Genomic DNA, 14,082 nt, shown 5'->3' with positions numbered 1-14,082 from the left:
TTGCTTACTATAAATGGGGTTATTTATGTCACAACAGCAAGAGATCAGCGCACTGAAGAAGTTTGTGAGAGCTAGCAACTTTCTCGCTACCTCACAAATCTATCTTAAACAAAACGTTCTACATAAACGTCCACTGCAACACAGCGACATCAAACCTAGACTGCTAGGGCACTGGGGAACCTGTCCAGGTATCAACTTCGTCTACGCAAACGTCAATCGTCTCATCACTAAAACTCAAAGACCTTTCTTGTATTTGGTTGGCCCAGGTCACGGCTTTCCAGCGGTACAAGCGAACCTTTTTATGGAGGGTTCACTCAGCCATTACTACCCAGATACGATTCCTTACAACGAGTCAGGCATTGAAGATATCTGTAAGAAATTTTCAGCTGCCTATGGCTACCCGTCACATGCTAACCCTGAAGCACCAGGGCAGATTCTTGAAGGTGGTGAGTTAGGTTACTCTTTATCGGTCGCATGGGGAGCGGTATTAGATAACCCAGATCTCATTGCAGCCTGTTTAATTGGTGATGGTGAGTCAGAAACCGGCCCTCTTGCCGCTTCTTGGTATGCCAATAGATTAGTTTCTCCGAAAAACAACGGTGCCGTGTTACCGATTGTGCATATCAATGGTTATAAAATTTCTGGCCCGACCCGTATGGGCCGTATGAGCCATGAAGAGTTAGACCTTGAATTTCGTGGTTTAGGCTATCACCCGATTATTGTTGACGATCAACTAGAGCAAGATGTTTATGAGCAAATGACCGCGGCAATGGATCTCTCTTACGAGATGATAAATGATATCCAAACCCGCGCTCGTGCGGGCGAAGACATCGTCAAGCCCCGTTGGCCAGTGATCCTAATGCGTACAGCTAAAGGTTGGACTGGTACCGCAAACTATGATGGTAAAAAGCTAGAAGGCAACTGCGACTCTCACCAAGTGATTGTCAACAAATGTGCCACTGATGCAGGTCACCTTGCAGCGCTAAATGACTGGCTAGCAAGCTACAAGTTCGATGAGCTATACCAAATCAATGAACAAGGCGAGTTGGTTTTCGATGAAGATATTCAATCCTTGTTACCACCTAAAGAGCTCAGTTGTGGTCGCCAACATCTAAGCTATGGTGGAGAGGTCGTGCGCTCACTGACTAAGCCTGACTTAGAAAAACTGGCATATGGCGCAGAGACCCCAAGAGGTCAACGTGGCTTATCTATGTACAAGATGGGTGAATGGATGCGTGATGCATTCAAGCTCAACCGTGATCAGCGTAACTTACGTATCTTCTGCCCAGATGAAACCTATTCCAACCAATTACAAGCTGTTTTTGAAGAAACTGAGCGCGCTTGGCAATGGCCGATTGAAAGCTGGGATGAGGATATGTCTCGCGATGGCCGAGTCATAGAGTTACTATCGGAAAACCTTTTATTTGGTATGCTGCACGGTTATACAGTAACTGGCCGTCACGCTATGTTCCCCACTTATGAAGCTTTCTCGCAAGTGGTGTCATCGATGGCTGACCAATACTGTAAGTACGTCTATGCTAGCCAAGGGGTTCACTTCCGTAAGCCTGTTCCTGCTTGTAACGTGGTACTTTCGTCATTATTAGAACGTCAGGACCACAATGGCTATTCACACCAAAACCCCTCTTTCTTAGGTGCGATGCTTGAGAAGCATCCAAAAATCATTTCCGCTTACTTACCTGCAGATGGCAACAGTACCTTGGTTTACACTGAGCGTGCCTATGAAGACAGAGACAAGCTGAACATCTTAGTTGCAGGTAAGAAATCACTTCCACAATGGCTAACCCTAGAGGAAGCGCGTAAACAAGCTAAAGATGGTGTCATGGTGTGGGATTTCGCCTCTGATGAAAATCCTGATGTCGTGTTAGCAGGTTGTGGTGATTACGTCACCCAAGAGTGCTTAGCTTCACTGGTATTGCTTCGCGAGTTATTACCTAGAGTAAGAGTGCGCTTTGTTAGCGTAACTGAACTTAATAGCAGCGGCCTTGGCAGTCGCAAGTTCCAGTCTAAACCTTGGCTAATGGACGAAGTCTTCACCGAAGATAAAGGCGTGGTATTTAACTACCATGGCTACCCAAATACCATTAAGAAGTTAGTATTTGACTATAAAGGCAGCCATCGTTTCCGTATCAAAGGTTATGAAGAGGAAGGTTCTACCACGACCCCATTTGATATGGGCGTTCGCAATGGTACTTCACGCTATCACCTAGTGATTGATATGGCATACAAGTTGTTCCAGCAAGGTGTTATCGACGAAACACAACATGTGTCGATTACCACTGACATGTTACAACGCTTAGTTGACCATAGAAATTACATCAAAGCTCATGGTGTGGATCCTAGCAGCATTGAAGACTGGGTCTGGACGCGCTAAAAATAGCGCCATTTCAATCGTGTAAAGAGGATGCCCCGGCATCCTCTTTTTTTATATAAAAACTAAAACTCTCAACAATATGTCATCAAATTGTTTGGCAAATTTAACATTTAGAGTAGATAATATTAGAGCTGGCGACAAAAACAAAGGATCCCCCTCAAAGAGCTGGCATGTTTTATCTAAGTTGGAAAAACAGCATCGGGGAAGACAAACATATAAAGGATTTGGAAATGATGAACACAACATTGAAAGCAATTTTGTTAACTTCAATGCTCCCACTAGCTGCGAATGCAACTCAAGAACTTAGCCCATGGTACGTCGGTGGCGGCGTAGGTATTAATAACTACGAGCCAAACTGTGACCAAAAAACCATGAAAAGTTGTGGCACAGATGATCCTTATGCTTGGGATCTGTTTGGTGGCTATCTGTTTAGTGAAAACTTTGGTATTGAATTAGGTTATCGGGATCTAGGCCGAGCTGAATGGGTCGATTACGGCAACAAACTTAATGATGTGGGTGCCAAAGGTATGACCCTTGGTGTGGTTGGTATCTGGCCGTTTAGAGATCGTTGGAGTATTTCAGCGGAAGCCGGCGCAATGAATTATACCATCTCAAATAACCGTCAATGGGGCAGCGAATATTACAGCGACAGTGGAGTAGCTCCTTATATTGGTGCTGGCGTTGGTTACAATATTACTGACAATATCAAGCTTGCCGCCAAATACCGCCGCTATGAAAACCTCGATGAAAACAAGTGGAATACCTTAGAGATGCAAAGTAACTACTGGGGGTTAGAACTTAGTTATCGCTTTGGTAGTTCAGCGCCAGAAGTAGTGGCTGCTGCAGCACCAGTAGATTCTGATAATGATGGTGTTGAAGACAGTCTCGATAAATGCCCTGATACGCCAGCCAATCATAAAGTCGATTCAAACGGTTGCACCATCTATAAAGAAGTCACTGAACAACGAGATGTAGGTTCAATCTTATTCGATAATGACTCCGCCACAGTCAAACAAGTTTCTTACGAGCGTATTAAGAAATTGGCTAATTATATGGAAAAACATCCCCGTGCGACGGTATTGATTTCAGGTCATGCATCTGATGTCGGTAAGCCAGATTACAATATGGCATTGTCAGAGCGCAGAGCCAAAGCTGTTGCGGCGATCTTAATTGATACTTATGGAGTTGACGCTAGTCGTGTTACCGCCAAAGGATATGGCATCACTAAGCCAGTGATTAAAGGCCGCAGTGCTGAAGCTAACAAGGCTAACCGCCGAATTGAAGCTCATGTGACCGGCGTTCGCAAAGAGGCTTTGATTAAATAATCTATGCTTAACACACAAAAATCAAAACGCTGCCTTCGGCAGCGTTTTTTTTCACTTTACCAATGATAAGTGAGCGCTATACTCTTGGTACAAAATTGATGCAATCAAGCGTTGTTTTCAGGAAAAAAAGCCTCTTTTACTGATATTTTACAACTTTACTGTAATTTTTTTTCAAATATGGTTGGAAATATCGGCAAAATCGCTTCTAATACCCGTTAGTAAACAACACAACTTCAGCTGCTTCTTAAGAAGGATGTAATTTTCATGGCTAATACTCTCGAGCAACTTAAAACCCTCACTACGATTGTCGCCGATACCGGAGACATTGAAGCCATCAAGCGTTATCAACCAGAAGACGCAACAACTAACCCGTCATTAATCCTTAAAGCAGCTCAAATTCCTGAATATTCACACCTGATCGACAATGCCATTGCCTGGGCAAAATCTCAAAGTGACGATATTGCACAGCAAATTGAAGATGCCGGTGATAAGTTGGCGGTGAATATTGGTTTAGAGATCTTAAAAATTGTTCCAGGTCGCATCTCGACTGAAGTCGATGCACGTTTATCTTTTGATAAAGCAGGCTCAATTGAAAAAGCCCACAAGCTCATCAAGCTTTACCAAGAAGCCGGAATCGATAAGTCGCGCATTTTAATTAAACTCGCCTCGACATGGGAAGGCATTTGCGCTGCAAAAGAGCTTGAGCAACAAGGTATCAACTGTAACCTTACTTTACTATTTTCATTCGCCCAAGCTCGCGCCTGTGCAGAAGCTGGGGTTTACTTAATTTCACCCTTTGTTGGCCGTATCTTAGATTGGTATAAAAAAGATACCGGTAAAGACTACAGCGCAAGTGAAGATCCTGGCGTTGTGTCAGTGACAAACATCTACAACTACTACAAGCAACATGGTTTTAATACCGTTGTTATGGGGGCAAGTTTCCGCAATACCGGAGAGATCATTGAACTTGCAGGTTGTGACCGTCTAACCATCGGCCCAGCTTTACTTGAAGAGATGGCTAACTCCTCTGCACCTGTAGTGCAAAAGCTTGTTGCAGCTAACGAAACGATTGCAGCTGAAGCCCCTTTAACAGAACAAGCTTTCCGTTGGGAGTTTAACCAAGACGCGATGGCAGTAGAGAAATTAGCTGAAGGTATTCGTAACTTTGCGATAGACCAAGGCAAACTAGAAGACATGTTAAAAGCACAACTTGAAGGCTAGGAGTCGCAGGAAATGACACGATTAACTGAAATGGATGTTTGGCAGCAATTAAAACAGCAAACAAGTCAGTTACCGCATATGCGGCAGCTGTTTGCTGATGATCCAGCTCGTTTTGACAAAATGTCACTAAGTGCTTGTGAGCTGTTTCTTGACTACTCAAAGAATAGAGCTGATAAAACCACACTTGATCTACTGTTCTCACTCGCTAAGCAAACCCATTTAAGCGACAAGATTGCAGCAATGTTCAGTGGCAAAATCATTAACAATACTGAGCAACGCGCCGTACTTCATACCGCTCTGCGAGCAACAGCTGATCAGCAAGTTTTTGTTGATGGTGTTGATATCGTGCCAGAGGTTAAACGCACCCAGCAAAAAATTGCCAAGTTTGTTGATTCAGTCACCAGCGGTGAGTGGAAGGGTTATACCGGCAAACCCATTACCGATATTGTCAGTATCGGGATAGGTGGCTCCTTTCTTGGCCCTAAAATTGTTACCCAAGCATTGCGCCCATACTGGAACCCTAATTTAACCTGCCACTTTGTTGCTAATGTCGATGCCACTTCTATCACCGAGAAGCTCAAATTGGTTGATCCTGAAACCACCTTGTTTGTCATGTCTTCTAAGTCTTTTGGGACTCAAGAAACATTGACCAACACCTTGAGCGCAAAAGATTGGTTTTTGCAAAGTGGTGCAACACAAAGTGACATCGCCAAGCATTTTGTAGCAGTAACGTCTAATGTCACCAAAGCCACTGATTTTGGTATGGATGCAGACAACATCTTCCCAATGTGGGATTGGGTTGGTGGCCGTTATTCATTATGGTCTGCGATTGGCCTGCCCATCGCATTACTTGTCGGTATGGACAACTTTAGTGCCCTTTTAGACGGCGCTAAAGCCATGGATGACCATTTTGAAACTGCCGCCCTAGAAGATAATATGCCAGTGATTATGGGATTACTCTCTGTGCTCTACGGTAATTTCCATAACGCACAATCCCATGTCGTGCTTACCTATGATCATTATCTTAGAGGGTTGCCAGCTTACTTCCAGCAGCTTGATATGGAAAGTAATGGTAAGTCAGTTACCTTAGATGGAGACCAAGTAGACCACAATACAGGCCCAGTTATTTGGGGCGGTGAAGGCACCAATGGTCAGCATGCTTACCACCAGCTATTGCACCAAGGTACTGCTTTGATCCCAGCAGATTTCATCATGCCGCTTCAAAGTCACAATCCGTTAGGTGAGCACCATGTGCAACTTGCATCTAACTGTTTTGGACAAACCCAAGCTTTGATGCAAGGCAGAACCTTTGATGAAGCCATGGCTGAACTGGCCAATAGTGACTTAGATGACACTCAAAAAGCCCTCATTGCTAAACATAAGGTGATGGAAGGCAACAAACCAAGCAACACCTTGCTGATGGATAAACTCACGCCTGCGACATTAGGCTCGTTGATTGCCCTTTATGAACACCGCACTTTTGTACAAGGTGCAATATGGGATATCAACTCATTTGATCAATGGGGCGTTGAGCTAGGTAAAACCTTAGGAAACGATGTGTTAGCACGTTTACAGGCCGATACCGACAGCGAAGCACTTGATTCATCGAGTAATGGACTCATCAACAAGTTTCGTCAGCAAAAGATTTAGTCACTAAATTCGATTTAAAAAAGCCAGTTTATTCTGGCTTTTTTTATTTTTACAGCACACATAACTTAGTTGATGGTAAATCATCCCATGCATTCGGGGGTATTATCAGACTATCCCATCATAAATATTTCACCCATATTTAACATGTTTGAAACATTTTTCTTGCACCATAAAATGAAAGTGTGGTATTTAATTGATGACAAAAAATACAACAATAGGAGGTTGCCATGAATCGTCTAGATTATGGTAGTGCGTTAGAAGACACCGTCGTTGAAAGACCAAGTCGAACCAGAAGCTCCAACAAGAAGCGCAAATGGCGTGAAATTGAAGCTCTGAAAGAAAAGCACCGCTTGCTAAAGGAACTGCAAGATATCGATAATAGCTTTGATTGTGAACTCGATAATCTATTGATGTAATACAAGATAAACAAATAGCGCCCTGTGGCGCTATTTTTATTTTACCTACAATTAAAACCTATCTTCAAGCTAGTCACTAGCTTTTGAAATATACTCCCTTAACTCTTCAAAAACCTGATTGTCATCATCACTGAACAAGGGATCTATCATTAATTTTGCAGCACATTGTGCTTCTATATTGTCCCAGTCTTCCTGTTGCATATTCTTTTTCCACAACGGAAACACATGCTTCTCTTCAAACCGCAGATGGGCGCCTTGTAAACTAAAGTAGGCTGCGAGATCATCACATAGCTGCTCTTTTTGGACCGGGACGTCAGCGAGGATTAAATTTAGAGTAGACATAATTGCCGCTGAAGAGTCATTGAGTTTCTCATGCTCCTGTAACAAGGCTTCGGTCTGCACTTCATCTGGGTAAGCTTGCGCATGATACTTATAGATCACATCCTCTAAAGGGTGATGACTGTGCTCCGCATAACTTTGCATGTATTCAATAATGTCACGGATTAAATTGAAGTTAACTACCTCCCCAGTCATTAACCTCTGATGTTTATCGGCCAAAATCTGCAATAGTATTGCTATATGCTGATGGTCTTTTTTCAATCGAGTAAGCATGAGCGTCTCCATTTGGTACAGCAGCCTATAAGCATAATTATAGGTTGTTGCTGAATTATTACCCAATACTAGCTTAAGCGAAGCCTGCTGATTCCTGACTAAGATCAATAATAAGTCAAATTAAAATAGCTGTTTATCACAAATTTGAAACAAACTAGGACGCGAGAAACTCACTACTAGTGCCCACTTGATGCTATAACCCCTTTAAGGCAAAATGCCGCTTACTTGCTCTGCTGAGCCTCAATAATAATTAGGAAACCTATGGCCTTGCCACTACTCGTTGGGGCGCATGTCAGTGCTGCTGGCGGTGTCGCCAACGCCCCGCTCAATGCAAAAAAGATCAACGCCAGTGCTTTTGCGCTATTTACCAAGAATCAACGCCGCTGGCAGGCAGCTCCGCTTAGCAGGGAGCAAATCGATGCCTTTAAATTAAACTGTCAACAAGCCGGGTTTGCAGCAAATAGTATATTGCCTCACGATAGCTACCTGATTAACCTCGGTCACCCAGATACTGAACAACTGCAGCGTTCAAGAGGTGCGTTTATCGATGAAATGCAAAGGTGTGAACAACTAGGGCTGACGCTATTGAACTTTCACCCAGGTAGCCACCTTAGAAAGATCAGTGTCGATGAATGCCTTGGCAAGATAAGCGAGTCTATCAACATGGCCCTCGATAGCACCAGTAATGTGTGTGCAGTGATAGAAAACACCGCAGGGCAAGGCTCGAATCTTGGACATAGTTTTGAGCAGCTAGCGCAGATTATCGATAAAGTTGAAGATAAGTCTCGCGTTGGGGTTTGCATCGATACCTGCCATATGTTCGCTGCCGGGTATGATCTAACCAGTTTTGAGGCAGCCAAAGCCAGCTTTGCAGAGTTCGAAACCGTAGTAGGCTATCAATATTTAAAAGCCATGCACCTCAACGACAGTAAAACACCGCTAGGTTCCCGTGTGGACCGCCATCACTCGTTAGGCGCTGGGCATATCGGTAAAGATGGCTTTGAATTCATTATGAGCTTACCTCAGGTGAGAGGTATTCCGCTTATCCTTGAGACAATTGAACCAGAAATCTGGCCACAAGAGATAAACTGGCTGCGTTCTATTGCCAATAAATCATAGATTTACTGCAGACATTTATACACAACAGCAATCACTTTAACACTGTCTTCTAGCTCGTCGGTTTGCAGCCAAACAATATGCGTACCACCTATTTCTTCACCGTAGCGGCGAGCTTTTTCTTGTGCTTCCTGTAGGGCATGCTCACCGCTACCAACACCTGAAGCCATTGCGAAACTATCACAGTGGGTGACTTCAAAGTCATAGGCATCATTGATACGATGATAAAATTGCTGCTCTTCAACACTACTGCAAGCCGTCATCAGTATCGCAATTGCGACTAGCCAAAACACTTTTAACACAGCAAACATTACTCCAGAAAAAGACCGCTGCGAAAGATAATAGAAATCGCTTCAAATTTAGGTGATCTTGATCACACTAAATAGACAGGTGACGATACAGATGGTAACAATAATGAACATGGCATTGCATTAGGGGTTATTGTTCACCATAGCAGCACATCAAGTAACAAGTACAATAAAAAACAGACATGCATTTACCGCAATTAACATTGTCGATACAAACAAAAAAGAGCCCCTAAGGACTCTTTTTAAACCAATGCTAATTAGCTCAGTGTAGTAAATAAATGCGCTTTTAACTGAGTAAAATCAGCGGGCAATTGCACTGATAATATTGGCTTATCTTTCACTGCCTCAAGTTCCGGTGGTAATGGGATATCTTTTTTCAGCTGTACATCAACGACATCTTTGAACTTAGCCGGATGCGCCGTACCTAAGAAGATACCTTTATCGTCACTTTCCATAACAAAAGATAATGCCTGAGCCGCAATCGCCGCATGCGGCTCACTGAGGTAGCCCAATTGGTCTAACTGCTGCAAGGCAGCGCTAGTATCATCTTCATTGAGAGCTACCCCACTGATATCACTTAAAGACCAACCCATGTGCTGCACGATTGCTTCAACTCGAGGCCAATTGCTCGGCTCTGAAACATCCATCGCATTCGACATGGTCGCGACAGTCGCATGAGGTAACCAATCTCCATTATCTAAATAACGCGGCACCGTATCATTACTGTTGGTAGCTGCAACAAATCGCTTAACTGGCAGTCCCATCGCCTTGGCGAACAGTCCAGCTGTTAAGTTACCAAAATTGCCGCTCGGCACCGAGATAATCGGATCCTGCTGATGTTTTGCTTTAAACTGCGCAACCGCTTCAAAGTAATAGCATACTTGCGCGAGCAAGCGACTAATGTTGATTGAGTTCGCTGAGTTTAAATGCAGGCCATCCCTAATGTCGCTATCTTCAAAAGCTTGTTTAACCATATCTTGGCAGGCGTCGAAATCAGCGCTTACTGCCACGGTATGAATATTATCTCCCAACGTAGTAAACATCTTCTCCTGTAACAGGCTAATTTTGCCGTGGGGATATAAAACGACAACTTGAACTTTATCTAGCCCATAGAATGCATCAGCGACGGCAGCACCAGTATCACCAGAGGTAGCAGTTAAAATAGTAATTTTGCTATTAGTAGCCAATTGGTTTAGGCATTGCGCCATAAATCGGGCACCAAAGTCTTTAAACGCCAACGTCGGGCCATGAAACAGCTCTAAACAGCTGCGGTTGTCATCGGCCTCCACCAGTGGCAGTTCGAAGTTAAATGCGTTGTCCACGAGCGAATCAACCACGTCTTGACCTAACTCATCAGCGAGCCAAGCTCCTAGAATCTTCTTACTTCTAGCAACAAAAGGTAAAGCCAGTAATTCCTCAACATGCTCAAGTTGAGGGATATTTTTGGGGAAGAATAAGCCGCGATCTTTACCAAGACCCAGTCTAACTGCTTGAGAAAAACTGACCACTTGCTCGGGGTGTTTTAGGTTATATAGTTCCATCATAGTGCCTTAAAAATCTTTAATTGAAACCGCCGGTTAACAGCGGCGAGTTCCCTGCTCATCTAACTTACAAATGTGAGAGAAGCCTTGCTCATTAACTAAATAATGTTGCGCTAACCAAGCTTGCGCTTGCTGGGCAATTTCTAGGTTATCCGTTACCGAAAACAGCGTCGGTCCACTACCCGAAATTCCTGTGGTTAACATCCCCAACTCTTTTAATGCCGCCCGCGCATCGCCATAGCCGGGAATACCATCAGCGCGATAGGGTTCAGCGAGTACATCTTTAAGCACGTTCAAAGCCAACTCACTATTGCCTTGATAAGCGGCATGAACAAACGCACTTAAATAACGACCAAAATCAATGGTCACCGCTTTGTCATATTGCGCCGGCAATAAAGCACGCATTTTTGCAGTTGATAAAGATATCCCCGGATAAGCCACTACCCAATACCACTGTTTGAAGTGAGGAATCGCATCACATATTTGCCCTGGCGCATCCAACATCAGCTGCATGCCACCTAGATAGCAAGGGGCAACGTTGTCATAATGAATAGAGCCGCTAATTTTGCCTTCAAAATCCCCCATTAACTTCAACAAGGCTTGTTGATCATAAGGTCTATCAAAGAATTCATTTAATGCGTACAGCGCAGCAACAACAGAACTAGCACTCGAGCCCAGGCCACTACCTACCGGCAGGTTTTTCTCTAAATGTAATGTTAAACCTTGCTGACTTGATAGCGCCGATAAAAAGAACTCCGCACATTGATAAACAATATTGTCCTGCGCCGCTTGTGGAAGCTTATCCGCCCAGCGACCAGATGCAGTTAACTCAATCCCCTGCTCTGCTGCCGACACGGTAACTTTATCACCCAGCAATTGACCATCAATTGGCGCCAATGCAGCCCCTAATAAATCGAAGCCAACACCGACATTACCCATTGACGCTGGTGCATATACCGTCACACTCATGCGCCCATCTCCCTTGTCCAATTTAATGTTCTTAATATATCTGCAAATGCACCGGCGGCAGTCACTTCTGTACCCGCCCCGTAGCCACGTAATACAAATGGAATCGGCTGGTAATAACGGCTATAAAAAGCCAACGCATTTTCGCCGCCCTTAACACTATAAAGCGGATCATTGCTGTCTACTTCAGCAATTTTTACTCGGCAGCCTTGCTCATCAATTTGACCAACATAACGTAATACTTTGCCTTTCTCTCGGGCACTTTGCACCCAATCGGCAATTTGACCATCAACCTGAGATAAATTGGTCATAAACTGCTCAACATCGCCACTGGCATCAAACGCGTCAGGCAAAACTGACTCGACTTCAACATCTTCAAGTTCGATATTGATGCCCACTTCACGGGCAAGGATAAGCACTTTTCGCGCCACATCCATACCACTTAAATCATCACGTGGATCCGGTTCAGTAAAGCATTTTTCTCTGGCTATGGCAGTCGCTTGTGACAAAGTCATGCCTTCATCGAGCATACCAAAAATATAAGATAGCGAACCTGATAAAATGCCATTAAATTTGATCAGTTTATCACCGGCAAACAACAGTTTTTTCAAGTTATCAATAACCGGTAACCCTGCACCAACAGTGGTTTCATATAAGAACTGTCTGCGCTGTGCAAGCGCGGTTTGACGTAATGACTGGTAGTATTCCAAATCGCGAGTATTGGCTTTTTTGTTCGGCGTAACGACGTGCAGGCCAGCTTTCATCACCGCCACGTACTGATCCGAGACGTATTCACTCGAAGTACAGTCCACTAACACTGGATTGAGTAGCTGCTGTTCTTTTGCCCACTCAAGCATCTTAGGTAAATCACAGGGGGTTTGACAATCTGCCAGTAAAACAGACCATTGGCTTAAATCGATACCTTGGGCATCAAGCAACATGTGACGAGAGTTGGCGATACCACAAACTCGCATAGTGATATGTTGCTCCTTGAGCATCTCCTCCTGCTGTTTGATTTGTGCCAGCAAGCCAGCGCCTACATTGCCGCTGCCCACTAAAAACACATCGAGGTAATGCTGCACATCAAAAAACTGTTGGTGGCAAGCAGCAATCGCATGCTTTGTCTTAGGTAGCTCTATCACTGCAGAAATTGAGCGCTCTGAAGATCCCTGCGCGATGGCAACAATGTTGACACTAGCTTGAGCCAGCGCTTGGAAGAATTTCCCGGCAACACCTTTATGAGTGCGCATGCCGTCACCAATGAGCGATACAATTGCAAGGTTGTGGCGCATCTCTATGGCTTCTAGCACGTCACTTTTAAGCTCTAGCTCAAACTCAAACTCCAATGCTTGCCGCACTTTTGCCGCATCAGCTGTGGCAACACAGAAACTAATGCTGTACTCGGACGAGCTTTGCGTAATAAGGCTCACTGAGACACCTGCACGGGAAATGGCGCCCAATGTTCTGCTCGCCATACCAACCATCCCTTTCATACCGGGACCGGCGATGTCGAACATGGTTTGATCGTCTAAATTGGATATCGCTTTAACGTTTAGGCCAGTTTTATCATCTTGATTTGAAACCAAAGTCCCCACAGCACTGGGATTAAAGCTGTTGCGGATATAACAAGGTATATGGTACTGCGCGATAGGAGCAATGGTTTTCGGATGAAGAACTTTAGCGCCAAAGTAAGATAACTCCATCGCCTCTTGATAACTTAACTGAGATAATAGTTTTGCATCATTCACAACACGAGGATCTGTGTTATAAACACCATCGACGTCGGTCCATATCTCACAGCAATCAGCATCCACACATGCAGATAGCACAGCTGCTGAATAGTCAGAACCATTACGACCTAAAATCACGGTGCGGCCATCTGCATCACCGGCGGTAAAACCAGGCATAACCCAAACTTGCTGCTTACTTAAATCTTGATTTGCAAAACGCTGACGGCTAAGTTCAATGTCCACCATCGCCTCTAACACATCACCGTGGGCAACAAATAATTCCTGTGGCGTCCATTTGTCGCTAGCAATTGAGCCTGCGCGCATCAGTTCCACCATTAAGGCCGCTGACAAACGTTCACCACCAACGACAATTTCAGCGCGCACATAATCGGGACACTCCCCAAGCAGCGCGATGCCTTGAAGCTTACTGCCCCAAAACGCCAGTTGTTCGCTAAGCGCTTGTTTTAACGCCTGTGCTTGGTCATTGGTTAACTTGGCCTCAATGGCGTCGCTAAACAACTGTTGAAATACTTGCTCAACGCGGTTTAACACGGCAAGAAAGTCACCACCTTGGGTTGCGGTATCAACCATCTCAAGTAGTCCATTAGTGACTGTGGCAGGCGCAGATAATACCACCGCGACCTGTTCATTCTGCGCACTGTTAGCCACGATATCCGCGGCGGAGCTAAAACGCTCCCAATTGGCTAACGAGGTACCACCAAACTTCATGACTTTCATAATTTCTCCTTGTACCACACGCCCTTAGAAACGAAAAAGCCCGCTCCTTGGTAAGGGAGCGGGCTGT

General features: G+C 44.5%; 11 protein-coding genes. 6 read left to right on the top strand and 5 right to left on the bottom strand.

The genetic code is table 11. The features are described from left to right. Positions 1–25: 25 nt before the first annotated feature. The 5 genes from ACHUFW_RS01080 (at position 26) to ACHUFW_RS01060 (ending at position 7,004) form a co-directional block, all read left to right on the top strand. Entirely contained in the window at positions 26–2,392 is a 2,367-nt protein-coding gene (locus tag ACHUFW_RS01080; protein ID WP_394200144.1) for a phosphoketolase family protein, read from the top strand. 230 nt (positions 2,393–2,622) lie between these two features. Continuing rightward, positions 2,623–3,717: an OmpA family protein gene (locus ACHUFW_RS01075; RefSeq protein ID WP_394200143.1), complete on the top strand. Its 1,095-nt coding sequence runs from the start codon at positions 2,623–2,625 to the stop codon at positions 3,715–3,717. 264 nt (positions 3,718–3,981) lie between these two features. Continuing rightward, on the top strand, positions 3,982–4,938 hold the full coding sequence (tal, locus tag ACHUFW_RS01070; RefSeq protein WP_394200142.1) for a transaldolase: 957 nt from the start codon (positions 3,982–3,984) through the stop codon (positions 4,936–4,938). A 12-nt stretch (positions 4,939–4,950) separates the two neighbouring features. Continuing rightward, positions 4,951–6,588, top strand: coding sequence for a glucose-6-phosphate isomerase (gene pgi, locus ACHUFW_RS01065; protein WP_394200141.1), 1,638 nt, complete (start codon positions 4,951–4,953; stop codon positions 6,586–6,588). Positions 6,589–6,815: 227 nt separating this feature from the next. Continuing rightward, entirely contained in the window at positions 6,816–7,004 is a 189-nt protein-coding gene (locus ACHUFW_RS01060) for a DUF3545 family protein (protein WP_394200140.1), read from the top strand. A gap of 69 nt (positions 7,005–7,073) precedes the next feature. On the opposite strand, the gene ACHUFW_RS01055 is transcribed toward ACHUFW_RS01060, so the two are convergent. Beyond that, positions 7,074–7,616: a hemerythrin domain-containing protein gene (locus ACHUFW_RS01055; protein ID WP_394200139.1), complete on the bottom strand. Its 543-nt coding sequence runs from the start codon at positions 7,614–7,616 to the stop codon at positions 7,074–7,076. A gap of 261 nt (positions 7,617–7,877) precedes the next feature. On the opposite strand from ACHUFW_RS01055, the gene nfo reads away from it, so the two are divergent. Then, entirely contained in the window at positions 7,878–8,735 is an 858-nt protein-coding gene (nfo, locus tag ACHUFW_RS01050; protein WP_394200138.1) for a deoxyribonuclease IV, read from the top strand. Between the two features lie 2 nt (positions 8,736–8,737). Here nfo and ACHUFW_RS01045 read toward each other — a convergent pair whose 3' ends face one another. The 4 genes from ACHUFW_RS01045 to thrA all read right to left on the bottom strand — a co-directional run bounded on the left by ACHUFW_RS01045 (position 8,738) and on the right by thrA (position 14,015). Continuing rightward, positions 8,738–9,043 carry a hypothetical protein gene (locus ACHUFW_RS01045; protein WP_394200137.1) on the bottom strand — a complete coding sequence of 102 codons (306 nt, stop codon included), beginning with the start codon at positions 9,041–9,043 and terminating at the stop codon, positions 8,738–8,740. A gap of 254 nt (positions 9,044–9,297) precedes the next feature. After that, positions 9,298–10,581 (bottom strand): threonine synthase, encoded by a 1,284-nt coding sequence (gene thrC / locus ACHUFW_RS01040; protein WP_394200136.1) that lies wholly within the window; start codon positions 10,579–10,581, stop codon positions 9,298–9,300. Between the two features lie 36 nt (positions 10,582–10,617). Beyond that, entirely contained in the window at positions 10,618–11,550 is a 933-nt protein-coding gene (thrB, locus tag ACHUFW_RS01035; RefSeq protein WP_394200134.1) for a homoserine kinase, read from the bottom strand. Continuing rightward, positions 11,547–14,015 (bottom strand): bifunctional aspartate kinase/homoserine dehydrogenase I, encoded by a 2,469-nt coding sequence (gene thrA, locus ACHUFW_RS01030; RefSeq protein ID WP_394200132.1) that lies wholly within the window; start codon positions 14,013–14,015, stop codon positions 11,547–11,549. The genes thrB and thrA overlap by 4 nt, the downstream gene beginning before the upstream one ends. Positions 14,016–14,082: the final 67 nt, after the last annotated feature.

This window comes from Shewanella waksmanii, from assembly GCF_043643685.1.
GTDB lineage: Bacteria > Pseudomonadota > Gammaproteobacteria > Enterobacterales > Shewanellaceae > Shewanella > Shewanella waksmanii_A.
This window is presented reverse-complemented; position numbering and strand designations above follow the sequence as displayed.